This is a genomic window from Streptomyces sp. NBC_00104 (assembly GCF_045160825.1).
Lineage (GTDB): Bacteria > Actinomycetota > Actinomycetes > Streptomycetales > Streptomycetaceae > Streptomyces.
The window spans coordinates 1,885,800-1,910,142 of record NZ_CP108215.1 but is presented as its reverse complement, the minus strand read 5'-3'; the positions used below and the strand labels follow the sequence as shown (position 1 = coordinate 1,910,142).

Here is a 24,343-nt window from a genome sequence, read left to right as displayed (position 1 = left end):
AGACCAACGAGCAAGAGTTCCAGGAACCAAGGAGCAACGTGAGCGGCAAGGGCGCACCCGAACTGTCCGTACGCAACTGCGGCGACCTGCGCGTCGCGGTCATCGCGGCCCAGTGGCACGAGAAGGTGATGGACGGCCTCGTCGAAGGCGCCCTGCGCGCCCTGCGCGACCTGGGCATCGACGAGCCGACCCTCCTGAGGGTCCCCGGCAGCTGGGAACTCCCCGTCGTCGCCAAGGTCCTCGCGGGCCGCGGCTACGACGCGATCGTCGCCCTCGGCGTCGTCATCCGTGGCGGCACCCCCCACTTCGAGTACGTGTGCCACGGCGTCACCCAGGGCCTCACCCAGGTCTCCGTCGACACCGGCGTCCCCATCGGCTTCGGCGTACTGACCTGCGACACCGAGGAACAGGCCCTGGACCGCGCGGGCATCGAGGGCTCGAACGAGGACAAGGGCCACGAGGCGGTGACGGCTGCCGTGGCGACGGCGGCCACCCTCCGCTCAGTATCTGAACCCTGGCGCTGAGACACCGGCGGTTGCGCGTAGGCTGAGCCTCACCATGTCCAAGAAGACGTTCGAGGAGCTCTTCACCGAGCTCCAGCACAAGGCCGCCAACGGCGACCCCGCCACTTCCCGCACCGCAGAGCTGGTCGAGAAGGGCGTCCATGCCATCGGCAAGAAGGTCGTCGAAGAGGCCGCCGAGGTCTGGATGGCCGCCGAGTACGAGGGCAAGGAAGCGGCCGCCGAGGAGATCTCGCAGCTGCTGTACCACGTCCAGGTGATGATGGTCGCCCGCGGCATCTCCCTGGACGACGTGTACGCCCACCTCTGAGCCGTAACGCCATAAACCGCACCGCACCGCACTGCACCCCACCCCACTCCGTACGCACGAACACGAACGAAGGAAGCTCGCCTCATGCTGCGCATCGCCGTCCCCAACAAGGGTTCCCTGTCCGGACCTGCGGGGGAGATGCTGCATGAGGCCGGCTACCAGCAGCGCCGGGAGTCCAAGGAACTGCGGATCGTCGACCCGGTCAACGAGGTGGAGTTCTTCTACCTCCGCCCCCGCGACATCGCGATCTACGTCTCCTCCGGCCGCCTCGACATCGGCATCACCGGCCGTGACCTGCTCATCGACTCCGGCGCCAAGGCCGAGGAGATCCTGCCGCTCGGCTTCGCCCGCTCCACCTTCCAGTTCGCCGGCAAGCCCGGCACGGCGAACGGCGTCGCGGACCTGAAGGGCATGACGGTCGCCACCTCCTACGAGGGCATCGTCGCGGGACACCTCGCCGACCACGGCGTCGACGCCTCCGTCGTCCACCTCGACGGCGCCGTCGAGACCGCCATCGAGCTGGGCGTCGCCGAGGTCATCGCCGACGTCGTCGAGACCGGCACCTCGCTGCGCAACGCGGGGCTGGAGGTCTTCGGCGACCCGATCATGAAGTCCGAGGCCGTCGTCATCCGCCGCGTCGGCGCCGACACCTCCACGGAGAACGAATCCAAGGTGCAGCAGTTCCTGCGCCGCCTCCAGGGCGTCCTCGTGGCCCGGACCTACGTGATGATGGACTACGACTGCCGCGTCGAGGAGCTGGAGAAGGCCGTCGCGCTCACGCCGGGCCTGGAGTCCCCGACCGTCTCGCCGCTGCACAACGAGGGCTGGGTCGCCGTGCGCGCCATGGTCCCGGCCAAGGAGGCCCAGCGGATCATGGACGACCTGTACGACATCGGCGCCCGGGCCATCCTGACCACCGCCATCCACGCCTGCCGCCTCTGACGGCCGGGGAGTCGTACGCCATGCCGGACCAGTCCTCCCTCCCCGCCCTGCCGGTCACTTTTCGGCCGGGCCGTACCCGGGCCGTGCTGCTGACCGCGGCGGGCGCGATCTTCGTGGTCATCTCGGTGGTCGCGCTGCTGCTGCCGAAGCTCGGTCCGGGCGAGCGGCTCAGTTTCGTCTTCACGGCGGGCATGCTCGCCGGAGTGCTGTGCATGCTCTCCCGGCCCAAGGTCGTGGCCGACGAGTCCGGCGTGACCGTCGTCAACATCGCCGGGCGACGGCACCTGGGCTGGGCGGAGATCGTGCAGGTGAACCTGCGCGTCGGCGACCCCTGGGTCTTCCTCGACCTCACCGACGGCACCAGCCTGCCCGCGCTCGGCATCCAGCCGGGCATCGCCAGACAACGCGCCATCGAGGACGCCCGGACCCTTCGGGCGCTGGTGGAGGCCCGGTCGGTCACCGAGCCGGAGCAGCGCCAGGGCTGAATCGGCTCGGTGTCGGAGTCGGCACGGTTCCGCTTCCGGGGCGGCCCCGAGCAAGAACGGGGCCGACTCAGGGCCTACGCCCCTGCCGCACCGGCCCATGTCTTGATTAATCTGTTGGCGGAGGCGTTTTCGTTGCGCCTCCGCCTCTGTCGTGCCACCCCGGAAGGCGGAGGCTCCCTGCTATTCGAGGAGTGACTCCCTCCAGCGATGGACGGATCGTCCTGTAGTACCTGCGCCGCCCCCTCCCGACTGATCGAGGCGGCGGCATGACCATCCCCTTGCTGCTCCTCGGAGCCGCGTTCCTGCTGATCCTCGCCAACGGCTTCTTCGTCGCCGCCGAGTTCGGCCTCGTGACGGTCGAACGGCCCGAGGCCGAGAAGGCCGCCGCCGAGGGAGACCGCCGCGCCGCCAAGGTGGTGGGCGCGCTCAAGGAGCTGTCCTTCCAGCTCTCCGGCACCCAGCTCGGCATCACCATCACCTCCCTCGTCGTCGGCATGCTCGCCGAACCGGCGCTCGCGGAGATACTCCACGGCCCGTTCACCGCCGTCGGCATACCCGAAGGCGCCGTGTCCGGTGTGTCCGTCGTCGTCGGCATGCTGCTGGCCTCCGCCGTGCAGATGGTGATCGGCGAGCTGGTGCCCAAGAACTGGGCGGTGTCGAAGCCGATGCAGGTCGCCCGCTTCGTCGCGGGCCCCCAGTACGTCTTCTCCCGTCTCTTCCGCCCGGTCATCGCCGGCCTCAACGCGGTCGCCAACCGTCTGGTCCGCGCCTTCGGCGTCGAGCCCACCGACGAGCTGGCCTCCGCCCGCACCCCTGGCGAACTGGTCTCCCTCGCCCGGCACTCGGCCCAGGCCGGCGCCCTGGAACAGGACACGGCCGACCTCTTCGTCCGCACGCTCTCCCTGGGCGAGCTGACCGCGGAGAACGTGATGACGCCGCGCGTGAAGGTCAGCGCCCTGCAGTCGTCGGCCACCGCCGAGGACGTGGTCAACCTGACCCGGGCCACCGGTCTGTCCCGCTTCCCCGTCTACCGGGAGCGGATCGACGAGATCGTCGGCATGGTCCACCTCAAGGACGCCCTCGCGATCCCGGCCCACGACCGGCTGCACACCCCGGTCGGCCGTATCGCCAAGTCCCCGCTGCTCGTCCCGGAGACGCTGCCCGTGCAGCCGCTCCTGGCCCGGCTGCGCAGCGAGCAGCCCATCGCCGTCGTCGTCGACGAGTACGGCGGTACGGCCGGGGTCGTGACCCTGGAGGACATCGTCGAGGAACTGGTCGGCGAGGTGCGCGACGAGCACGACGGGCACGAAAGGCCCGAACTCGCCGCCGCCCCGCCCGAGGACGGCCGCCCCGCCTGGGACGTCGACGGCAGCTGCCGCGTCGACGTGCTCCAGCGCATAGGCCTCGACGTCCCGGAGGGCCCGTACGAGACGGTCGCCGGCCTCGTCGCCGATCTGCTCGGCCGCATCCCCGCCCCCGGCGACCGCGCCGAGCTGCCGGGCTGGCGGCTCGCCGTGCGGCAGGTCGGGCACTACCGGGCCGAGCGGGTCCGGCTCGTGAGGGTCCCCGTCGCGGAGACCGCCGTCGTGGTGGAGGCGGCCCGATGAGCGTGCTCCAACTCCTGTTCGCCCTGCTCCTCGTGCTCACCAACGGCTTCTTCGTCGGCGCCGAGTTCGCCCTGGTCTCCGTCCGCCGCAGCCAGATCGAACCGCTGGGGACCGCCCGGGCCCGACAGGTCCTCTACGGCCTGGAGAACCTGCCCCAGATGATGGCGGCGGCCCAGTTCGGCATCACCGTCTGCTCGCTGACGCTGGGCGCGGTGGCCGAGCCGACGGTGGCGAAGCTGCTGGAGCCGGTCTTCGAGGCGATCCACCTGCCGCACGGCATGATCCACCCCTTGGGGTACGTGATCGCCCTCGCCGTCGTCGTCTTCCTGCACCTCGTCATCGGCGAGATGCTGCCGAAGAACCTGGCGATGGCCGCACCGGAGAAGACGGCGCTGTGGCTGAGCCCGGCGCTGGTGGCCTTCGCACGGCTGTGCAAGCCGGTGACGGTCGGCCTGGGGGCGTGCGCCCGGGTGGTCCTGAGACTCTTCGGCGTCGAACCCAAGGACGAGGTCGAGGCCGTCTTCACCAGCGTCCAGCTGGTGCGGCTGGTCGAGGACTCCGGTCAGGCCGGGCTGCTCGACCCCGAGGAGCAGGAACGCCTGGAGGACGCGCTGGAGCTGGGCTCCCGCCCGGTGACGGACGTCCTGCTCAAGCGCGACTCCCTGGTGACGGTGGTCCCCTCGGTGACCCCCGCCCAGGTCGTGGCGCTGACCGCCCGCACCGGATACTCCCGCTTCCCGGTGGTCGCGGAGAACGGCGCCTTCATGGGCCGCTACCTCCACGTCAAGGACGTCCTCGACCTGGAGGACTCCGACCGCGCCGTTCCCCAGCAGATCTGGCGCCCCATGACCACGCTTCGCTCCGAGCTGCCTCTGGACGACGCGCTGACGGTGATGCGCCGCGCGGCCACCCACCTGGCCCAGGTCGCGGACGCCTCCGGCAAGGTGCTGGGTCTGGTCGCCCTGGAGGACGTCCTGGAGCTCCTGGTCGGAGAGGTCCGCGACCCGGCGCACCGCGAGCCACCGCAGGTCCGCGTGACAGAGCCGAGGGGCAGCGAAGCCCCGGAGGAGGCCCTGGCGAGCTGATGTCGCCCCGGGGCTGGAGCCCCGGACCCCGTTCGCGCAGTTCCCCGCGCCCCTTTTCAGGGGCGCGGGGAACTGCGCGAGAAGCCCCACCCACCCGCAGACGACTCACGGCCCCGGGGTCGAAGGGGCGGAGCCCCTGGGGACGGGAACGGGTAGGGGCGGCGGGGGCGAGAAACTCACATCGCCGACGGATCCTGCGGCCCCCGCCCCGACAGCACCTCTCCATACGCCTGCATCAGATCCGGCAGCCGCAGCGTCGACAGATCGTCCCGCGTCGGAATCGTCGGATACCCCGACAGCCGCAGATCCCGGTACGCGCAGCTCTTCTCGTACAGCGTCCGCAGGAACCGCCCGTTGCCGAGCTCGTCGATCCATCCCTGGTCGACGACATGCCCGGAGATGGAGCGCAGCTCGTCGAGGGCCTCCTCGTCCCAGACGTCCCCGTTCTCGGCCGCGAGCACCTCGCCGATGGAGGTCAGCTCCAGGGGCCGGTAGGAGGGAAAGTCGACGCGGGTCGTGAACCGGGAGGAGAGACCGGGGTTCGCGGTCAGCAGCCGGTCCATGCCCTCCGGGTAACCCGCGAGGATCACGACCAGATGATCCCGGTTGTCCTCGGCCCGCTTCAGCAGCACCTGCAGCGCCTCGTCGCCGTACGCGTCGCCCTTCCCGTAGCCGGAGTTGGACAGGGAGTACGCCTCGTCCACGAACAGCACCCCGCCGATCGCCGAGTCGATCAGCTCGTTGGCCTTCACGGCGGTCTGCCCGAGGTACTCGCCCACGAGGTCCGCGCGCTGGGCCTCGACGAGATGATCGCCACCCAGCAGCCCGAGCGCGTAGAAGACCCGGCCCAGTATTCGCGCCACGGTCGTCTTCCCGGTCCCGGACGGCCCGGAGAAGACGAAGTGCCGCTTGGGCGGCTGGACCGGCAACCCCTGCCCCGCCCGCAACCGCGCCATGTTCAGCTGCGCGGACAACGCCTTGACCTGCCGCTTCACCGGCTCCAGCCCGACCATCCGCTCCAGCTCCGCGAGCGCCTCCTCCAGCAGCTCCGGATCCGTCGGCCCGGCCGGCAGGGACAGCGGCTCCACCGGCACCACGGACTTCTCCCGTACGAACGTGTCGCCGGCCTCGGGCGGCAGCCCGCCCGGCGGCGGAGGTCCGGGATCGGACACCTTCAGGTCCCGTCCCTCGGGGTCGAAGAACGGCTCCAGACCGTCGCCGTCGAGCACGTCCTGCCCGATCCCGGCCAGCGCGATCGCCGCGAAGTCGCTCGCGTCGTCGTCGTACCCGTCCCCCTCGGCGATCGCCGCCAGCCGTGCGGAGGTGTCCATGAAAGCGGGGTCGACCCGGTGCACGGCCCGGTACAGCGGCAGCGCGGCCGCGCTGCGCCCCGTGCCCTCGTGGGCGCGCGCCAGCCAGTACCGCAGCTCCTTGCGCTGCGGCTGCTCGCTGCGGCAGCGCATCAGCGCGGCGGAGAGCAGCGGCTCGGCCTGCCCGTACGTCTCCAACCGGACCCGGGCCATCCCGCCGAACAGACCCGCCTCGATCCCCAGCAGCGGATCGTCGAGCAGCGGATCGGTGTGCCGGACCAGCTGCTCCCAGTCCTTGACCAGGTAGGCGCGACAGGCGTGCAGAAAGCGCACCTGGTGGTCGGCGTCGACCGGCGGCAGCCCCGCGAGCGCCCGGTCCAGCTCGGGCACATGGCGCCCGTCCAGCCAGTGCGAGGCGTGCGCGAGGAGCAGATCACGCGGGCTCTCCAGCACCGGCTGCACCCACCAGCCCAGCCAGTACCAGGAGTTGAGGGTGCGCCGGTGCCGGGAGCGCTGCTCCCCGAAGCGTTCCCGGTGCCGGAACATCCTCAGCAGCGCGGTCGTCGTGTCCACCCGCAGCGCGTGCAGTCCGAGCCAGCCGTCGGCCATCCCCGGATCCATCCGCACCGCGGAGCGGAACTCCTCCTCCGCCTGCGGATAGGCGCCCATCGTGTAGGCGTCCACGCCTCGCAGCCAGGCGAGGTCCGCCGGAGCCTCGGGGCCCCGCGAGCCGAAGTCCATCACGTCCCCCACAAACCGTGCCCCCGCTGGAACCGAACGGGCCGGTGCCCGTCGGCAGCCTTCGTCGAACCGCTGTGCCGCGGACGGGAGTTGCGCCGGTGCGTTGCTGCAGCCGTCCGAAGGTCGCGCCTTGGGCATCGTACCTGCGGGTCGGGCGCCCTTCGAAGGGTGCCGCAGCCCTCGTCTTACGAGGTGGGAGCAGACGGGGCGCATTGCGGACGGTGACCGAGGGTGAAGGAATCGTGCCCCAGGGCGTCCGGAAAACCGGAAGAGGACAGAACGAAGCCCCCGATCACGGGGGAACAACCGGGGGCTTCGCGTACAGGGGCGGTATCGAATGACCGCACATTGAGAACGTAAGTCCTGTACGGCCCCCCGGTCAAGCCGAGTTGGGGCACTCAAGGAACTTCTCCGACAGCCGTCTTCACAAGTTCAGCACATTGCGGATGGGTCGTCACCCTGAGTGAGGTGAGGCCCCGATCCTGGAGTCATCCCAGGCCCCGTGAGCACCTCGTACCCCGTGTTTCCCGGCCGAATCAGAAGATCGGCGAACGGCCGAGAAGGATCCTCGGCGAAATGCCGACGTTCCGCTCGGACCCACCCGGCCCAGAACTCCCTCTGTTCCGCTCCGTCCCGCGCCCGCCCCCGTGCCCAGGCCTCCTCCTCCGGCAACTCCATCCACACCAGCCGCGCCAGATACCGGCGCAGCGCGCGCCGACCCGCGCCCACCCCCTCGATGACGATCACCGGCGCGCAGGGCAGCACACGCGCCGGGCCGAAACCGCGCTCGTGCCAGTCGTACGGGGCATAGCGCGCGCTCCGGCCGAGCCGCAGCGGTTCGATCACCTGGTCCCATAGGCGCTCCGTCCACGCGAACAACTCCTCGTGCGTGGCGATGTCGTCGAGGTGCAGAACGGGGGCACCGCCGAGCGCGTCGGCCAGCCGCCCGGCGAAGGTGCTCTTGCCGGATCCCGCGTGCCCGTCGACCGCGACCAGCCGGACCGGCCCGCATGAGGGCGGCAGCCGTCGCAGCCGGGCGGCGAGGTCGTCGACGGCGGGGTCCGCGGGGGCGGGGGAGGCGTGCATACGTGGATTGAACACCGTGCCGTGCGGCCCCGGAGCACGCCAGTGGTGTCGACCAATATTGCCGGGCGTGGCGCGGCGCGAGGTGCTGGCAGAAGTCGTTCCCCGGCGTTCATAGTGGGCGAACAGCCGTGCGTCTGAACCGTTCCTTCCGGACCACTGGGGGTCACCCACAGATGACGAGCCTCTCCGAGCCGTCCCGCAGAACCGTCCTGACCGCAGCCGTCGCCACCGCCGCCGCGACGGCCGCAGCAGCGGCGGGTCAGGCGGTCGCCGACACCACGAGCGGCCGGGGCGAAGCCCCCGCCCGCCTCGCGCACACACCGGAACGCCTCGCGGACTACCGCGCCTGGACCTCGTACACCGACTGGCGTGCCGGCCGCGCCAAGGGCACCCGGGCCAAGCCGGGGGAGCGGCCGGGGCTGGTGATCGACGCGCCGCTCGGCACCACCGACTACACCGACCCGCACACCGGGCGGACGGCCTCCTGGGAGTACGCGACCTGGACCTCCCCGGTGCACCGGCTCACCGTGCCCGCCACCGAGGTCGTCCCGTCCTGGAACGCCCGCACCCCCGACGGCACCTGGGTCCAGATCGAGCTGAAGGGCACGTACTCCGACGGGGCGGACACGCCCTGGTACGTGCTGGGCCGTTGGGCGGCCGGCGACCAGGACATCAGACGGACCTCCGTCGACGGCCAGGAGGACGGCAGAAGCAGCGTCTGGACCGACACCTTCGCGATCGACGACCCGGCCACGGGCCTGCGCCTCGTCTCGTGCCGGCTGCGTCTGACCCTGTACCGCACGCCCGGAACCCGGCTCACCCCCACGGTGTGGCGGCTCGGCGCGATGGGCTCCGACGTCCCCGACCGCTTCACCGTCCCGGCCTCGACGCCCGGACTCGCGCGGGAGCTGAACGTCCCGCGCTACTCCCAGGAGACCCACAAGGGTCAGTACCCGGAGTACGACAACGGCGGCGAGGCCTGGTGCAGCCCCACGTCCTCGCAGATGATCATAGAGTTCTGGGGCCGGAAGCCCAGCGCCGCGGACCTGGCCTGGGTCGACCCGGCGTTCGCCGACCCGCAGGTGTGCCACGCGGCGCGGTTCACCTTCGACTACCAGTACGAGGGCTGCGGCAACTGGCCCTTCAACGCCGCGTACGCCGCCACCTTCAAGGACCTCCAGGGCGTGGTGACCCGGCTGGGCTCGCTCACCGACCTGGAGACGCTGATCGCGGCGGGCATTCCGGCGATCACCTCCCAGTCGTTCCTGGCGGAGGAACTGACGGGCGCGGGCTACGGCACGGCCGGCCATCTCATGACGGTGATCGGCTTCACCGCCGACGGCGACGTCATCGCCAACGACCCGAACTCGCCGACCAACGAGGCGGTGCGCCGGATCTACCGGCGGCGCGAGTGGGAGAACATCTGGCTGCGGACCAAGCGGTACAACGCCGCCGGCAAGGTCGTCTCCGGCACCGGCGGCGTCTGCTACCTGTACTTCCCGGCGCGGCCCACGTCCCGCCAGCGCGCGGCGCTCGCGGCGGTGGGCGTCATCTGACGAGAGGTGTCGATAACGGCGTGGCTCCCGGGAGGCCGGGGGCCACGCCCTCGTGTGACCAAGCTCTCGGCCGCGAACCGCCCATGCGGTGGCAAGGTGGACGCAACGGTGGGGGAGCCCACCGCACGCCGATCACACCAGCGAGCTGCCATGACCGCGACCTCCGCCACCGCCACCGGCGTCCGTGCCCGCACGGGCGGCCCCAAGGACGACGGCCCGAAGATCGTCGAGCACCTGATGGGCTGGACCCTGGTCGTGGTCGTCGCGATGCTGGTGACCCAGCTGGGTCTGCTGTGACCTGATCCGCCGGTCGATTCTGTCGATCAGAGTCGAACAAGCTGGTGGTGAGGGTCTGCCATACTGCGGTTGTCCCGCTGGCAGTTGGAGACCAGGACCGAAATTGAATAGTAGTCAACAGCGTGGTGTCGAAGTGCCGCGGGCCCGCGGTACCGACCGCTCGCTGGCGCGCCGCGCCGAACTCATCTCCATCGGGCGCAAGTTGTTCGCCGACACGTCGTACGACACGTTGTCGATGGACGACATCGCGCGGCAGGCGCACGTGGCCAAGGGCCTGATCTACTACTACTTCAAGTCCAAGCGCGGCTACTACCTCGCGATCGTCGAGGACTCGGTGGCGGATCTGATCACGTTCGCGGCGAGCGGCCTCCAACTGCCGCCCGTGGAGCGGGTGCACCGCACCATCGAGTGCTACCTGCGGTACGCGGAGGACAATCAGGCCGCCTACCGCACGATCGTCAGCGGGGGCGTCGGTTTCGACGCCCAGGTGCACGCCATCCGGGACGGCGTCCGCGAGGCCATCGTCGCCACCATCGCCGAGGGCGCGTACGGCAGGAGCGATATCGAACCGGTGGCCCGCATGGGCCTGTTCGGCTGGGTGTGCGCGGTCGAGGGCGCCACCCTCGACTGGATCGACCGCCCGGAGCTGTCCCGGGACACCATGTGCGACCTGCTCGTCAAGATGCTGGGCGGCTCGCTGCGCGCCATCGAGGAGCTGGCCCCGGCCTACCTCGCACCGGAGCCCGCCCGCCGCGACGCCTGAGCGCCGCCGGGCGGTGGCGGTCCGGCCCGCACACCCGGGGTGGGGGTCGACCGACCGACCCCCACCCCAAGTCCCCCGTCGCGGTGGCTACTTGATCGCCTTGATCAGCTCGCCGTTCGCGGTGTCGCCGCTCAGCTCCCAGAAGAAGGTGCCGCCGAGGCCCTGCGCGTCCTTGTAGGCCATCTTCCCCTTGATGGTCTGCGGGGTGTCGTAACTCCACCAGTCGTCACCGCACTTGGCATACGCGGTGCCGCCGACGATCCCGTTGGCCGGGCACGTCGTCTTGAGCACCTTGTAGTCCTCGTAGCCCGCCTCGTACGTCGCCGCCGCCGGGCCGGTCGCCGTGCCGCCGGGCGCCGACTGGGTGACACCGGTCCAGCCGCGTCCGTAGAAGCCGAGGCCGAGCAGCAGCTTGGAGGACGGGATGCCGAGGCTCTTCAGCTTCTTGATGGTGGCGGCGGTGTTGAACGCCTTGTCGGCGATGCCGGGGTAGGCGTACAGCGGCGAGTGCGGGGCGGTGGTCGCGTCCCACGCGCCGAAGTAGTCGTACGTCATCGGGTTGTACCAGTCGACGTACTTCGCGGCGCCCGCGTAGTCCGCCGCGTCGATCTTGCCGCCGCTCCTGGCGTCGGCCGTGATCGCGGCGGTGACCAGCTCCTTCTTGCCGAATCGTTTGCGCAGTGCCGCCATCACGTCCTCGAAGGCTTCGCTGCCGCTGGTGTCGCAGGTGAGGCCGCAGGCGTTGGGGTACTCCCAGTCGATGTCGATGCCGTCGAAGACGTCCTTCCACTTGGAGTTCTCGACGAGGTCGTAGCAGGAGTTCGCGAAGGCCTCGGGGTCCTTCGCCGCCTCGCCGAAGCCGCCGGACCAGGTCCAGCCGCCGAAGGACCAGATGATCTTGAGGTTCGGGTGCAGCTTCTTCAGCTTGAGCAGCTGGTTGAAGCTGCCGCTCAGCGGCTGGTCCGCGGTGTCGGCGACGCCGTCCACGGACTCCTCGGCGGTGAAGGGCTTGTCGGTGTCCGCCCAGGGGTCGCCGAGCGCGCACTTGCCGTCGACGACGTTGCCGAAGGCGTAGTTGATGTGCGTGAGCTTCTTCGCCGAACCGGACGTCTCGATGTTCTTGACGTAGTACTGGCGGCCGTAGATGCCCCAGTCGATGAAGTAGCCGACGACCTTCGAGGAGGTCGTGCCGGCGGTGTCGCGCTCGGCGCCGGGCGTGGCGGTCGCGGAGCCCGCTCCGGCGAGGAGTCCGGCGCCGAGGGCGGCGCAACACGTGGCGGCGACGAGCGTCCTGACGGGGACGCGGGAGCTGTGCGGTCTGAGCATCGTGACTCCGGGGGAGGGGAGCATGGCGGGGAAGGGTGCTGCCTGGACCCGCTGGGCCGATTGGCATGAACGCGGTGGCGGGTTGTTGGGGGAGACCGTAGAGGACTAGACCACTTGGGTCAATGGTTCGGACCAATTCCGGCCGGGTGCGGCGGGCCGCCGAATGTGTCCTAATGAACGGTCGTTAACTGGTGACTCGCTGCTCCGGATCGGGCATACTCCAAGCGCCACCGCCGCTGATCAGCGGCTTCCGTGATCCGGAGGAGGACCATCGGCTGTGGCACGTGAGACCCGGCGGCACCACCTCATCCCCGGTGCGTGTCCGCCGCAGTGCCCGACAGGGAGGAGAGCGTCGCCATGCCCGACCGCGCCCCGCAGCCGGTGGACCGTCAACTGCCCACGGAAGAGGCCCGGGATCTGATCTCGCTCGTCCGCGAGATCGCGCAGCGGGAGATCGCCCCGCACGCGGCCGAGGAGGAGGACGCCGGTCGCTTCCCGCGCGAACTCTTCGGCCTGCTCTCGGAGTCGGGGCTGCTCGGCCTGCCGTACGACTCGGAACACGGCGGCGGCGACCAGCCGTACGAGGTCTACCTCCAGGTCCTGGAGGAGCTGGCCATGGCCCGCCTCACCGTCGGCCTCGGTGTGAGCGTCCATACCCTCGCCTGTCACGCCCTGGCCAACTACGGCACCAAGGAGCAGCAGGCCGAACATCTGCCGGCGATGCTCGGTGGCCGTCTGCTCGGCGCGTACTGCCTCTCCGAGCCCTCGTCCGGCTCGGACGCCGCGTCCCTGCGGACGAAGGCCGTGCGGGACGATGGGGGCCCCGCCCGCTCGAGCGGAGCCGGGAGCGGGGGAGACTGGGTGATCACCGGCACCAAGGCCTGGATCACCCATGGCGGCATCGCGGACTTCTACACGGTCATGGCCCGCACGGGCGGTGAGGGCTCCGGTTCCCGGGGCATCACGGCCTTCCTCGTGCCGGGTGACGCCGAGGGGCTGAGCGCCGCGGCACCCGAGAAGAAGATGGGCATGAAAGGCTCACCCACCGCGCAGCTCCATTTCGACGGGGTGCGCGTCGCCGACAGCCGGCGCATCGGCGAGGAGGGCCAGGGCTTCGCGATCGCCCTGTCCGCGCTCGACTCCGGGCGGCTCGGCATCGCGGCCTGCGCGATCGGCGTCGCCCAGGCCGCCCTGGACGAGGCGGTCGCCTACGCCACCGGGCGGCAGCAGTTCGGGCGGCCGATCTCCGACTTCCAGGGGCTGCGCTTCATGCTCGCGGACATGGCGACGCAGATAGAGGCGGGCCGCGCGCTCTACCTCTCCGCCGCACGGCTGCGCGACGCGGGCAGGCCCTTCTCCAAGCAGGCGGCCATGGCGAAACTCCTGTGCACCGACGCCGCGATGAAGGTCGCCACGGACGCCGTGCAGATCCTCGGCGGGTACGGCTACACGGCGGACTTCCCCGCCGAGCGGTACATGCGCGAGGCGAAGGTGCTCCAGATCGTCGAGGGCACCAATCAGATCCAGCGGATGGTCATCGCCCGTCACCTCGCGGGGCCCGAGTCACGCTGAAGGAGCCACGGAAGAAGTCGGGCACACCGAACGGATCCATGGTGGTGACGAACTGGTCGAGGCCGCTCGGCGGCGTCGCCAGTCGCACCCACTCCGGATCGTGACGCCCCGGCAAGGTGCGGCCTCGTTCGGCCCAAGTCCGCATCAGGGCCCGGTAGATCGGCGGGTCCTGATGCGAGGCCGGCCCCTGCGGAAGCGATTCTTCCGAAGCCGGCACGAAGATGTGACGACGACGCCCGGTCACCGAAGATGTTGGGGTCATACCGGCCCAACGCGCGTGAGGGCGGACCGGTCACCGCTCCGGGGAATCGTGTCTGAGTTCGCGACGGTACCGAACGGGGCAGGACGAGTCCTGCCCGCCGGGCGCGGACGCCGTGGGCCGAACCGGCCCTGACGTCAGGCGGCTTGGCGCCGCTCGGGCTGCTGACGCCGCATCACCTGCACGCGCATCGGGCGTGAGCCCGGACCGCCGACGTGCGAGAAGGGCTGGGTCCGCCAGTCGAGGCCCTGAGGGAGCGTCAACAGAAGGGCGGTGTCCTGCTCCTGCGGCTCGACGGACTCGTCCGCGGGCCGGGCGTCGTCGGCCGAACGGCCCGTGCCGGCGCAGACCGTGAGCCCGAAGGGGTTCCACGGCGACACGACCAGCGCGTGCTCGGGCAGGCGGTCCTCGTCGGACAGCAGCGCGATGGGCTGGGTGCAGTCCGGGCAGATCACCCGGTACATCTCGAAGGTGTCGTACGCGTCGAACTCGTCGTCCGGTTCGAGACCCTCCGGCTCGGGCTCGATGACTGCCTGGAGCCGCTTGGGTGCGGTACGACCAGGGCGCTTGGGATTCTGCATGGGATTCTCCCCCTCAGGTGGGCCGTGAAGGCACTGCGGCCTCGACCACAGCAAGCATTTCCCGCCTCGTCTCGGCGGTAATCACGAGATCATCACGAAGCCTGTTCGGGTGCTGTGGTCTTCGTCACATGCCGTTCGCAGATGCCCAGCACGGCGCGGCTGTCACCCGTCTGGCCCACAGGCGGCTCTCCGTCACGTCACGAACCGGGTATGACCTGCGCCGCTCAGGTATCGGAGGCGATCAACCGCCCTGTAGGTTCTTGCGCCATGGAGGAGCTGGACCGACAGATCGTGCAGCTGCTCGTCGCGGACGGGCGGATGAGCTACACCGACCTGGGCAAGGCCACGGGCCTGTCCACGTCGGCGGTGCATCAGCGTGTGCGCCGACTTGAGCAGCGTGGCGTCATCCGGGGCTATGCCGCGGTCGTCGACCCGGAGGCCGTCGGGCTGCCGATGACCGCGTTCATCTCGGTCAAACCCTTCGACCCCAGTGCCCCCGACGACATCGCCGAACGCCTCGCAGGCGTCCCGGAGATCGAGGCCTGCCACAGCGTCGCCGGCGACGAGAACTACATCCTCAAGGTCCGTGTGGCGACCCCGCACGAGTTGGAGGAACTGCTCGCGAGGCTGCGGTCCCTGGCGGGGGTGTCGACGCGGACGACGGTGGTGCTGTCCACGCCGTACGAGGCGAGGCCGCCGAGGATCTGACCGTCGGTCGCCGGTCACCGCTGCGGGCAGGCGTTCCGCCGGGTGAGAGTGCCCTGAAAGCGTGCCCGGGTGCGGCGCGACGGTCGGCACACGCGAAACTGTCCCCATGAGTGATCGCACCGCCTCGTCGAAGACCGTGTTGCTCCGTGGTGGAGAAGTCCACAGCCCCGCCGACCCGTTCGCCACCGCGATGGTCGTGGAACACGGCCAGATCGCCTGGGTCGGCTCCGAGGGCGCCGCCGACGCCTTCGGAGCCGACGTCGACGAGGTGATCGACCTCGAAGGCGCCCTGGTCACCCCGGCGTTCACCGACGCCCATGTGCACACCACGGCCACCGGCCTCGCGCTCACCGGCCTCGACCTCTCCGCCGCCCCCTCCCTGGAGACCGCCCTCGTTCTCGTACGGGAATTCGCGGCCACCCGCCCGGCGGACCGCGTCCTCCTCGGCCACGGCTGGGACGCCGCCCGCTGGCCCGGCGGCCGCCCGCCGACCCGCGCCGAACTCGACGAGGCCACCGGCGGCCGACCGCTCTACCTGAGCCGGATCGACGTCCACTCGGCGGTCGTCACCACGGCCCTGCTCGATCTGGTCCCGGGCGCCGACGCCTTCGAGGACGGCCCGCTCACCCGTGACGCCCACCACGCCGTACGGGCCACCGCCCTCGGCGCCATCACTCCCGCCCAGCGCACCGAGGCCCAGCGCGCCGCCCTCGCCCACGCCGCCTCGCTCGGCATCGGCTCGATCCATGAGTGCGCGGGCCCCGAGATCTCCTCCGAGGACGACTTCACGGGGTTGCTGCGACTCGCCACCGAGGAGCCCGGCCCGCGCGTGGTCGGCTACTGGGCCGAGCGGGACGTGGAGAAGGCGCGCGCCCTCGGGGCGGTCGGCGCCGCGGGCGACCTCTTCGTCGACGGCGCCCTCGGCTCGCACACCGCGTGCCTGCACGCGGACTACGCCGACGCCGCGCACACCGGCACGGCCTACCTGGACGCGGCGGCAGTCGCCGCCCATGTGGTCGCCTGCACCGAGGCAGGCCTCCAGGCGGGCTTCCACGCCATCGGGGACGCCGCGGTGGCCTCGGTGGTCGAAGGAGTGCGGGCGGCCGCCGAGAAGGTCGGCCCGGCCCGTGTGAGGGCGGCGCGACACCGCGTCGAGCACGCCGAGATGCTCACCCCCGACACCATCGCCGCCTTCGCCGATCTCGGCCTCACCGCCTCCGTGCAGCCCGTCTTCGACGCGCTGTGGGGGGGCGAGGAGGGGATGTACGCCCAGCGGCTGGGCGTCGAACGTGCCCGCACCCTCAACCCGTTCGCGGCCCTGCTGCGCGCCGGCGTGCCCCTGGCCTTCGGCTCCGACAGCCCGGTCACCGCCCTCGACCCGTGGGGCACCGTCCGCGCGGCGGCCTTCCACCGCACGCCGGAGCACCGGGTGTCCGTGCGCGCCGCGTTCACGGCGCACACACGGGGCGGCTGGCGGGCGATCGGACGGGACGACGCGGGCGTCCTCGTACCGGGCGCGCCCGCGGACTACGCGGTGTGGCGCACCGGCGAACTCGTCGTCCAGGCCCCCGACGACCGCGTCGCCCGCTGGTCCACCGACCCCCGCTCCGGCACCCCCGGCCTGCCCGACCTGAGCCCCGGCACCGACCTGCCCGTCTGCCTGCGGACCGTGGTGGCCGGGCGAACGGTCTTCGTACGGCCGGGTGAGTGATCTCCCGGGACGACGCGGAGCCGAGCACGGTCCGTCGGCGCGCCGCGCGACCTGCGAGTCCTCCCCTCCCACCAGGGCTTTGAGGAAAACTTCGCAGGTCAAACGGCGGTTGACAGTGGGCTGCAGGGGACGGGTAGGTTCGGCCGGGTCCACCACCGGACATCCGACCGGGGAACTTCCGAGCGGTCGTCGAGGCGCCGCTGGGTCAGGGGTGGTGCGCCGCACCGGCGCACGACCACTGGCAGCCAGGCCCAGGGTTCGCGCTACGGCGAGTGAACGTTCCGGCTCGGTCGGGTAGGTGTGACCCGGGTGGGGCCCGGACGCTCAGTAGACAACGGCTTTCGGTCGACCCGCAGCCAGCGGGCCCCAGGTCGGCCCGAAGGGCGTCGGGCCCCCATCCGCAGCGCACGACCTCTGTACTTCGAGCCGTGCTGGTACGAGATTTGTTCTGTGGCGGCGCACTGGCTACTCAGAGCGCACTCCCGCGCACCCCTTGTTGAATCGACATCCCTCCGGACACGAGCCGACACTCCCCCGCAGGCCGTGGCCACTATGGTGGTCCCCTGCGTACGGACTGAAGGGGCAGCAGTGAACGACGGCGACGGGACCCTCGCGGCGAAAGGCCAGGAGAGGCGGTTCGGCCCGCTCGGCACGGCCTTGGTGATCATCCCGACCTACAACGAGGCGGAGAACATCAAGGCGATCGTCGGCCGGGTGCGGAAGGCCGTCCCCGACGCCCACGTCCTGGTGGCCGACGACAACAGCCCCGACGGCACCGGCAAGCTCGCCGACGAACTGGCCGCCGAGGACGACCACGTCCAGGTGCTGCACCGCAAGGGCAAGGAAGGGCTCGGCGCCGCCTACCTCGCGGGCTTCCGCTGGGGCATGGAGAACGGCTACGGCGTCCTCATCGAGATGGACGCCGACGGCTCGCACCAGCCCGAGGAACTGCCCCGGCTGCTGATCGCGCTCAAGGGCGCCGATCTCGTCCTGGGCTCCCGCTGGGTGCCGGGCGGGCGCGTGGTGAACTGGCCCAAGTCCCGCGAGTTCATCTCCCGCGGCGGCAGCCTCTACTCCCGGGTCCTGCTCGACGTCCCCGTCCGTGACGTCACCGGCGGCTATCGGGCCTTCCGCACCGAGACCCTCGAAGGGCTCGGCCTCGACGAGGTCGCCTCCCAGGGCTACTGCTTCCAGGTCGACCTCGCCCGTCGCGCGATCAGGGCGGGCTACCACGTCGTCGAGGTGCCCATCACCTTCGTCGAGCGTGAGCTCGGCGACTCCAAGATGAGCCGGGACATCCTCGTCGAGGCGCTGTGGCGGGTCACGGCGTGGGGTGTGGGCGAGCGGGTCGGCAAGATCCTGGGGCGGGACGGCAAGGGGTCCGGGGAAGGCAAGCAGGGCTGAGACGGAGGGACGGCCGGGGCCGGTGGTGTTCCACGGCCGGGCTGATCATCCGCTTATCCCGAGCTGAGCCGGGGCCAGGCACACTGGGAGCATGACGACTGGCGCTTCCACTCCGACGTTTCCCGCCCGGCCTCGGCGCTCCCGGCTGCGCACGTTTCTGCCGTTGGGTGTCGCCGCGTGGCTGGTGCTGGAGATCTGGCTGCTCACGGTGGTCGCGGGCGCGGCCGGCGGGTTCACGGTCTTCCTGCTTCTCGTCGCCGGATTCCTCGTCGGCTCGGCGGTGGTCAAGCGGGCCGGGCGGCGGGCGTTCCGGGTGCTGAGCGAGACGCTGCAACAGCAGCAGGGCGGGGCGGCCGCGACCGGCACCGAAGCCGGGGCCGGCAAGAGCGAGGGCAACGGGTTCCTGATGCTGGGTGGCCTGCTCCTGATGCTGCCGGGGATGGTCTCGGACGCGGTGGGGCTGGTGCTGTTGATTCCGCCGGTCCAGAAGGCGCTCGGGCGCTATACGGAGCGGACCTTCGAGCGCAAGATCCGTGAGGCGGGTTCCGGAACGTTCGGGGATGCCTTTCAGCAGGCACGCATGCATCGGCCCGACGGCAAGGTCGTGCAGGGTGAGGTGATCCGCGACGACGCGGCTTCCGGCGACGCGCCGGGGCAGGGGCCGCGCCCGCCGCTGGACCGCTGAGGCGTTTTTTCGCCCCCGCCGCCCTTACCCGTTCCCCTCCACAGGGGCTGCGCCCCTTCGACCCCCAGCGCGCGGGTCCGGTGGGGCTTCTCGCAAAGTTCCCCGCGCCCCTCAGGAAGCACGGGCTGCTGCGCCCCGTGCTTCCTGAGGGGCGCGAGAAAGACCGCGGGCGCCGTACATGTGCGTACGGCGCCCGCGGTCAATCGGTTGCGCTGTGGTCCGCCTGACCCCCAAAGGGGCGGGCTAGGCGGATTTGCGGCTGTCTCGCGGATGTACCGCGATGTTCATCGCGCCGGAGCGGAGAACCGCGAGGCGCTCCTCGAGGACCTCTTCGAGTTCCTCACGGGTGCGCCGCTCCATCAGCATGTCCCAATGCGTACGCGCGGGCTTGGCCTTCTTTTCCTCCGGGCCGTCGCCGTCCACGAGGAGTGCTTGGGCCCCGCAGACCTTGCACTCCCACTCCGGCGGAATCTCCGCCTCGACCGAGAAGGGCATCTCGAAGCGGTGCCCCTTCTCGCATGCGTACTCCACGGCCTGGCGCGGAGCCAAGTCGATGCCGCGGTCCGTCTCGTAGCTGGTCACCACGAGGCGCGTGCCGCGAAGAGCTCGCTCACTCATGAATCGTGCCTCCCGGGCTTGTCGCCCACAGGACAGGTGTCGCTGTCGTCGTCATCCGGTCAACGTCCGGTCGGCGGTAAAGATTCCCGTTCCGTGTCCCGTTCCGGGTCATGCGTCGCCGTCGTAGCCGCCCTTGTTGTACCCACCGGCGCCCGGTTTGTCACATCTAATAGCAGATGTCACCCAGCGTTTCGGCATCTTTGACGCGCAGTAACGGTACGCCTGGCAGGCCAAACGCGTACACTACAGCCCTTTCGCTTCCGGCGCTAAATCCTGTCGGGAACGGGATTGCCCGCGTCGCTGATCGCCCGGCGCACCGGAACCCTCGCGAGCAGGGCGAATCCCAGGACGAAGAAGGCGACCAGGGAGATGATCGCGTCCCGATAACTGCCGGTCAGCTGGTACGTCACACCGAACAGCAGCGGGCCCAGCCAGCTCATACCGCGGTCGCTCATCTCGTACGCGGAGAAGTACTCGGCCTCCTTGCCGGGCGGTACGAGGTGGGAGAAGAGGGAACGGGACAGGGCCTGGCTGCCGCCGAGGACCAGACCGATGCCCGAGGCGAGGACGAAGAACCACAGTGGGGCGCCCGCCGGGAGGAAGTAGCCGGCGGCGAGGATCACGGTCCAGGCGACCAGGGAGCCGAGGATCGTGCGCTTGGCGCCGTAGCGGCGGGAGAGCCGGCCCATGCCGAGGGCGCCGCACACCGCCAGGACCTGGACGAGCAGCACCGCCACGATGAGTGTGGACTGCTCCAGGCCGAGTTCCTCGGAGCCGTACACCGAGGCCTGGGAGATCACCGTCTGGATGCCGTCGTTGTAGACGAGGTAGGCGAGGAGGAAGCTCAGGGTCAGTGGGTGGCGGCGCATGTCGCGGACGGTCGCCGCGAGCTGGCGCAGACCGGGGGCGGTCGCCTCCCCGCTCCCGCCCGACGGGCTGCGGCGGTCGCGCAGGCGGCGGAGCGGGATGAGGGTGAAGGCGCCCCACCAGAGGCCGGCCGAGGCCAGGCAGATGCGGACCGCCATGCCCTCGGAGACGCCGAAGCTGTCGTGGGAGGTGAAGAGGATCAGGTTGGCGACCAGGACCAGAGAGCCGGCCGCGTAGCCGAAGGCCCAGCCCCGGGAGGAGACGGCGTCGCGTTCCTCGGGGGGTGCGATCTGGGGGAGATAGGAGTTGTAGAGCATCATCGCCACGGACTGCGCCGCGTTCGCCACGACCAGCAGGAGGCCGCCGAGCAGATAGCGGTCACCGTCCAGGAAGAACATGCCGGCGGTCGCGGCGGCACCGACATAGGCGGCCGCGCCCAGGAGGGGCTTCTTGCGGCCCGTACGGTCCGCGGCCGCGCCCACCAGCGGCATGATCACGACGGCGAGGATCACCGACAGGGACACCGAGTACGCGAAGAAGGAGCCCGCGCGGACCGGTATGCCCAGGGGGTGCACATAACCGTCCGGGTCGGCCGCGGACTTGGCGACCTCGGTCAGATAGGGGCCGAGGAACACGGTCAGGACGCTGGTCGAGTAGACGGAGCAGGCCCAGTCGTAGAAGTACCAGCCGCGCTGTTCGCGCCGCCGGCCCGCGGCCTCGTCGCCCGCGTCCGTCCGCACGGTGTCGGTGCCCACCCGTGCCCCTCGCTTCCCCGTGAACGGGCCGCGCGAGGGCGTCAGACCCAGGTCCCCCGGTCCTCGAGTACCTTGCGCAGCGTGTCGATGTGATCGGTCATGATGCCATCGACGCCCAGGTCCAGGAGCCGGTGCATACGTTGCGGTTCGTTCACGGTCCACACGTGGACCTGCAGGCCGCGCGCGTGGGCGGCGCGCACGAACCGGTGGTCGACCACGGGCACCCCGGACTGCGACTCGGGCACCTGTGCGGCGACCGCCGAGCGGCGCACCGTGGCGGGGATGCCCCACGACCGCAGCCGCAGCCCCAGCACACCGCTCGTGCCGTACGAGGTGGCCAGGCGCGGGCCGGCGAGGCGCTGGGCGCGGGCGACCCGGGACTCGGAGAAGGAGCCGACGCAGACACGGTCCCAGGAGTCGGTGCGGGCGATCAGATTGAGGAGGGGGTGGAGCGCGGGCTCCGCCTTGAGGTCGACGTTCCAGCGGACCTCGGGGAAGGTTTCGAGGAGCTCCTCGAAGAGGGGGACCGGCTCGACGCCCGCCACGCGCGCGCGGCGGATCTCCTTCCACGGCAGGTCGGCCATGCGGCCCGTCCCGTCGGTCATCCGGTTCAGGGTCGCGTCGTGGAAGGCGACGAGCTTGCCGTCGAGCGTGGCGTGGACGTCGGTCTCGATGTAGCGGTAACCCGATTCCACCGCCCGCCGGAACTGGGCCACGGTGTTCTCCAGCCCGTCCGCCGCCCCGCCCCGGTGGGCGAAGGCGATCGGGCCCGGATGGTCGAGGTAGGGGTGGCGTATGAGGGCGGTCACCCGGGCAGTATGGCCCGCTTCGATGGACCGGTGGCAACGACCGTGCTGCCGGATTCCGAGGGGACGGCGAACGCGCGCAGGAAGAACTGGGCGAGCGGACCGATGGAGAGGGCGTAGAGCAGAGTGCCCACGCCGACCGTGCCGCCGAGGGCGAAGCCGGTCGCCAGCACCGCCACCTCCACGGCCGTCCGCATCAGCCGGACCGAGCGTCCGGTACGGCGGTGCAGTCCCGTCATCAGGCCGTCGCGTGGGCCCGGGCCGAACCGGGCCGCGATGTACAGGCCGGTCGCCACGCCGTTGAGCACGATCCCGGCCGCGAGGAGGAGAACCCGTACGGCCATGGTGTGCGCCTGCGGCACGAGGGCCAGGGTGGCGTCCATCGCGATGCCGACCACGAAGACGTTGGAGACCGTGCCGAGGCCCGGGCGCTGGCGGAGCGGGATCCACAGGAGCAGCACCACCGCGCCGACGACGATCGACACCACGCCGATGGTCAGGCCGGTCAGCTCCGCCAGGCCCTGGTGCAGCACGTTCCAGGGCTCCAGGCCGAGGCCCGACTCCACGAGGAGCGCGGAGCTGGCGCCGTACAGCGCGAGGCCGGTGTAGAGCTGGGTCAGCCGTCGGCCCAGTCGGCGCTGTGGAGGGTCCTGCGGGCCTTGCTGCGGGCCTTGCTGCGGTTCGTGCGGCGGCTCGTGCTGTGCGGGCAAGACGTCCCCCTGGTGGTGCCGGTGGCCTGACGCATGACACTCTGTGGCTTGGAGAGTGAAGCCATCCATGGCCAATTCAGGGAAGGTGGACTGGAAATCATGGCGCAGTGGACTTCGGCGGTCGGTGCGGCTCAGCTCGCGCGGCTGCTCACCTCGCAGCAGGAGCGCCCAGCCGGCCCCGGCACACGCCGCCCGCCGGCCTACCGGGCGCTCGCCGACGGGATCCGGCTGCTGGTGCTGGAGGGCCGCGTGCCCGTGGCCGCCCGACTGCCCGCCGAGCGGGAACTCGCGCTGTCCCTCTCCGTCAGCCGTACGACCGTCGCGGCGGCCTACGAGGCGCTGCGCACGGAGGGGTTCCTGGAGTCCCGGCGGGGCGCGGGCAGTTGGACCGCCGTACCGGCCGGGAAGCCGTTGCCCGCGCGTGGTCTGGAACCGTTGCCGCCCGAGGCGCTCGGCTCGATGATCGACCTGGGCTGTGCGGCCCTTCCCGCGCCCGAGCCCTGGCTCACCCGGGCCGTGCAGGGCGCGCTGGAGGAGCTGCCCCCCTACGCCCATACGCACGGCGACTATCCGGCCGGGCTGCCCGCGCTCCGCTCCATGCTCGCCGAGCGCTACACCGCGCGCGGCATCCCGACGATGCCCGAGCAGATCATGGTGACGACGGGGGCCATGGGCGCCATGGACGCGATCTGCCACCTCTTCGCGGGGCGGGGTGAGCGGATCGCCGTGGAGTCGCCCTCCTACGCCAACATCCTTCAGCTGATGCGGGAGGCGGGGGCGCGGCTGGTGCCGGTCGCCATGGCCGACGGGCTCGCCGGGTGGGACATGGACCGGTGGCGGCAGGTCCTGCGGGACGCGGCGCCCCGGCTCGCGTACGTCGTCGCCGACTTCCACAATCCGACGGGCGCGCTCGCCGACGAGGACCGGCGACGGGGGCTCGTCGACGCGGCTCGGGGCGCCGGGACGGTCCTCGTCGCCGACGAGACGATGAGTGAGCTGTGGCTCGACGACGATGTGCGGATGCCGAGGCCCGTGTGTGCCTTCGATCCGGCGGGGTCCACGGTCATCACGGTCGGGTCGGCCAGCAAGGCGTTCTGGGCGGGGATGCGGATCGGGTGGGTGCGGGCCGCGCCGGATGTGATCCGCAGTCTCGTCGCGGCGCGGGCGTACGCGGATCTGGGGACGCCCGTGCTGGAGCAGCTGGCCGTGAACTGGCTGATGAGTACGGGCGGTTGGGCGCAGGCCGTGGCTATCAGGCGGGAGCAGGCCCGGGGGAACCGGGACGCCTTGGTGGCCGCGGTGCGTCGGGAGCTGCCGGACTGGGAGTTCTCCGAGCCTCGGGGTGGGCTGACGCTGTGGGTCCGTACCGGGGGCCTGTCGGGGTCGCGGCTCGCGGAGGTGGGGGAGCGGGTGGGGGTCCGGGTGCCGTCGGGGCCTCGGTTCGGGGTCGACGGTGCGTTCGAGGGGTATGTGCGGCTGCCGTTCACCGTGGGGGGTGCGGTGGCCGAGGAGGCGGCCGCGCGGTTGGCCTCGGCGGCGCGGCTGGTGCGGGACGGGGCGTCGGGTGGGAGCGAGGGGCCGCGGACGTTCGTGGCGTGAGGGCCGGCCGGGTGGCGCGTCCTGGCGGCGCCACGTGCC

Annotated in this window: 24 protein-coding genes; 15 read left to right on the top strand and 9 right to left on the bottom strand. The window is 71.1% G+C overall.

Annotated elements, in window-relative coordinates; genetic code table 11:
* The first annotated feature begins 38 nt into the window (after positions 1 to 38).
* The 6 genes from ribH to OG272_RS08265 all read left to right on the top strand — a co-directional run bounded on the left by ribH (position 39) and on the right by OG272_RS08265 (position 4,950).
* The gene (gene ribH / locus OG272_RS08290; RefSeq protein ID WP_037701318.1) at positions 39 to 524 is read left to right on the top strand and encodes a 6,7-dimethyl-8-ribityllumazine synthase; all 486 of its coding nucleotides are present in this window, start codon (positions 39 to 41) and stop codon (positions 522 to 524) included.
* A gap of 34 nt (positions 525 to 558) precedes the next feature.
* On the top strand, positions 559 to 831 hold the full coding sequence (locus OG272_RS08285) for a phosphoribosyl-ATP diphosphatase (protein ID WP_257562976.1): 273 nt from the start codon (positions 559 to 561) through the stop codon (positions 829 to 831).
* Positions 832 to 915: 84 nt separating this feature from the next.
* Positions 916 to 1,773, top strand: coding sequence for an ATP phosphoribosyltransferase (hisG, locus tag OG272_RS08280; protein ID WP_326584154.1), 858 nt, complete (start codon positions 916 to 918; stop codon positions 1,771 to 1,773).
* A 20-nt stretch (positions 1,774 to 1,793) separates the two neighbouring features.
* Positions 1,794 to 2,258: a PH domain-containing protein gene (locus OG272_RS08275; RefSeq protein WP_327730612.1), complete on the top strand. Its 465-nt coding sequence runs from the start codon at positions 1,794 to 1,796 to the stop codon at positions 2,256 to 2,258.
* 266 nt (positions 2,259 to 2,524) lie between these two features.
* Complete coding sequence (locus OG272_RS08270; RefSeq protein ID WP_327730613.1) at positions 2,525 to 3,865, top strand: hemolysin family protein; 1,341 nt, start codon at positions 2,525 to 2,527, stop codon at positions 3,863 to 3,865.
* A complete protein-coding gene (locus tag OG272_RS08265) occupies positions 3,862 to 4,950 on the top strand; it encodes a hemolysin family protein (protein WP_326584157.1) in 1,089 nt (362 codons plus the stop codon). Before OG272_RS08270 ends, OG272_RS08265 begins: the two co-directional genes overlap by 4 nt.
* A 176-nt stretch (positions 4,951 to 5,126) precedes the next feature.
* Here the strand turns inward: OG272_RS08265 and OG272_RS08260 are convergent, their stop codons facing one another.
* Both OG272_RS08260 and OG272_RS08255 read right to left on the bottom strand, forming a co-directional pair.
* Positions 5,127 to 7,001 (bottom strand): AAA family ATPase, encoded by a 1,875-nt coding sequence (locus OG272_RS08260; RefSeq protein WP_326584158.1) that lies wholly within the window; start codon positions 6,999 to 7,001, stop codon positions 5,127 to 5,129.
* A gap of 432 nt (positions 7,002 to 7,433) precedes the next feature.
* Entirely contained in the window at positions 7,434 to 8,087 is a 654-nt protein-coding gene (locus OG272_RS08255) for a hypothetical protein (protein WP_327730615.1), read from the bottom strand.
* A 173-nt stretch (positions 8,088 to 8,260) separates the two neighbouring features.
* On the opposite strand from OG272_RS08255, the gene OG272_RS08250 reads away from it, so the two are divergent.
* From OG272_RS08250 to OG272_RS08240, 3 genes are all read left to right on the top strand, one after another.
* Positions 8,261 to 9,643: a peptidase C39 family protein gene (locus OG272_RS08250; protein ID WP_405892976.1), complete on the top strand. Its 1,383-nt coding sequence runs from the start codon at positions 8,261 to 8,263 to the stop codon at positions 9,641 to 9,643.
* Positions 9,644 to 9,793: 150 nt separating this feature from the next.
* The gene (locus OG272_RS08245) at positions 9,794 to 9,940 is read left to right on the top strand and encodes an SCO1431 family membrane protein (RefSeq protein ID WP_326584161.1); all 147 of its coding nucleotides are present in this window, start codon (positions 9,794 to 9,796) and stop codon (positions 9,938 to 9,940) included.
* 103 nt (positions 9,941 to 10,043) lie between these two features.
* Positions 10,044 to 10,703 (top strand): TetR/AcrR family transcriptional regulator, encoded by a 660-nt coding sequence (locus tag OG272_RS08240; RefSeq protein WP_326584162.1) that lies wholly within the window; start codon positions 10,044 to 10,046, stop codon positions 10,701 to 10,703.
* Between the two features lie 87 nt (positions 10,704 to 10,790).
* Here OG272_RS08240 and OG272_RS08235 read toward each other — a convergent pair whose 3' ends face one another.
* The gene (locus OG272_RS08235; protein ID WP_327732307.1) at positions 10,791 to 12,029 is read right to left on the bottom strand and encodes a glycoside hydrolase family 18 protein; all 1,239 of its coding nucleotides are present in this window, start codon (positions 12,027 to 12,029) and stop codon (positions 10,791 to 10,793) included.
* Positions 12,030 to 12,386: 357 nt separating this feature from the next.
* Here OG272_RS08235 and OG272_RS08230 point away from each other — a divergent pair, with 357 nt between their 5' ends.
* Positions 12,387 to 13,601, top strand: a complete 1,215-nt coding sequence (locus OG272_RS08230; RefSeq protein WP_326585911.1) for an acyl-CoA dehydrogenase family protein — start codon at positions 12,387 to 12,389, stop codon at positions 13,599 to 13,601.
* Here the strand turns inward: OG272_RS08230 and OG272_RS08225 are convergent.
* Both OG272_RS08225 and OG272_RS08220 read right to left on the bottom strand, forming a co-directional pair.
* Positions 13,564 to 13,863: a hypothetical protein gene (locus OG272_RS08225; RefSeq protein WP_326584163.1), complete on the bottom strand. Its 300-nt coding sequence runs from the start codon at positions 13,861 to 13,863 to the stop codon at positions 13,564 to 13,566. The two genes, OG272_RS08230 and OG272_RS08225, sit on opposite strands and share 38 nt — an antisense overlap.
* 134 nt (positions 13,864 to 13,997) lie before the next feature.
* A complete protein-coding gene (locus OG272_RS08220) occupies positions 13,998 to 14,441 on the bottom strand; it encodes a hypothetical protein (RefSeq protein WP_327730616.1) in 444 nt (147 codons plus the stop codon).
* Positions 14,442 to 14,708: 267 nt separating this feature from the next.
* Here OG272_RS08220 and OG272_RS08215 point away from each other — a divergent pair, with 267 nt between their 5' ends.
* From OG272_RS08215 to fxsA, 4 genes are all read left to right on the top strand, one after another.
* Positions 14,709 to 15,149 (top strand): Lrp/AsnC family transcriptional regulator, encoded by a 441-nt coding sequence (locus OG272_RS08215; protein ID WP_033532524.1) that lies wholly within the window; start codon positions 14,709 to 14,711, stop codon positions 15,147 to 15,149.
* Positions 15,150 to 15,255: 106 nt separating this feature from the next.
* Positions 15,256 to 16,860 carry an amidohydrolase gene (locus OG272_RS08210; RefSeq protein ID WP_327730617.1) on the top strand — a complete coding sequence of 535 codons (1,605 nt, stop codon included), beginning with the start codon at positions 15,256 to 15,258 and terminating at the stop codon, positions 16,858 to 16,860.
* Between the two features lie 588 nt (positions 16,861 to 17,448).
* Positions 17,449 to 18,264, top strand: coding sequence for a polyprenol monophosphomannose synthase (locus OG272_RS08205; protein ID WP_327730618.1), 816 nt, complete (start codon positions 17,449 to 17,451; stop codon positions 18,262 to 18,264).
* A 91-nt stretch (positions 18,265 to 18,355) separates the two neighbouring features.
* Positions 18,356 to 18,949: an FxsA family membrane protein gene (gene fxsA / locus OG272_RS08200; RefSeq protein ID WP_327730619.1), complete on the top strand. Its 594-nt coding sequence runs from the start codon at positions 18,356 to 18,358 to the stop codon at positions 18,947 to 18,949.
* Between the two features lie 243 nt (positions 18,950 to 19,192).
* Here the strand turns inward: fxsA and OG272_RS08195 are convergent, their stop codons facing one another.
* From OG272_RS08195 to OG272_RS08180, 4 genes are all read right to left on the bottom strand, one after another.
* A complete protein-coding gene (locus OG272_RS08195; RefSeq protein ID WP_003977404.1) occupies positions 19,193 to 19,567 on the bottom strand; it encodes an RNA polymerase-binding protein RbpA in 375 nt (124 codons plus the stop codon).
* A gap of 266 nt (positions 19,568 to 19,833) precedes the next feature.
* The gene (locus OG272_RS08190) at positions 19,834 to 21,189 is read right to left on the bottom strand and encodes an MFS transporter (RefSeq protein ID WP_327730620.1); all 1,356 of its coding nucleotides are present in this window, start codon (positions 21,187 to 21,189) and stop codon (positions 19,834 to 19,836) included.
* Between the two features lie 41 nt (positions 21,190 to 21,230).
* The gene (locus OG272_RS08185) at positions 21,231 to 21,998 is read right to left on the bottom strand and encodes a glycerophosphodiester phosphodiesterase (RefSeq protein ID WP_327730621.1); all 768 of its coding nucleotides are present in this window, start codon (positions 21,996 to 21,998) and stop codon (positions 21,231 to 21,233) included.
* On the bottom strand, positions 21,995 to 22,705 hold the full coding sequence (locus OG272_RS08180; protein ID WP_326584170.1) for a hypothetical protein: 711 nt from the start codon (positions 22,703 to 22,705) through the stop codon (positions 21,995 to 21,997). Before OG272_RS08180 ends, OG272_RS08185 begins: the two co-directional genes overlap by 4 nt.
* 99 nt (positions 22,706 to 22,804) lie before the next feature.
* On the opposite strand from OG272_RS08180, the gene OG272_RS08175 reads away from it, so the two are divergent.
* A complete protein-coding gene (locus OG272_RS08175; protein WP_327730622.1) occupies positions 22,805 to 24,304 on the top strand; it encodes a PLP-dependent aminotransferase family protein in 1,500 nt (499 codons plus the stop codon).
* Positions 24,305 to 24,343 lie beyond the last annotated feature (39 nt).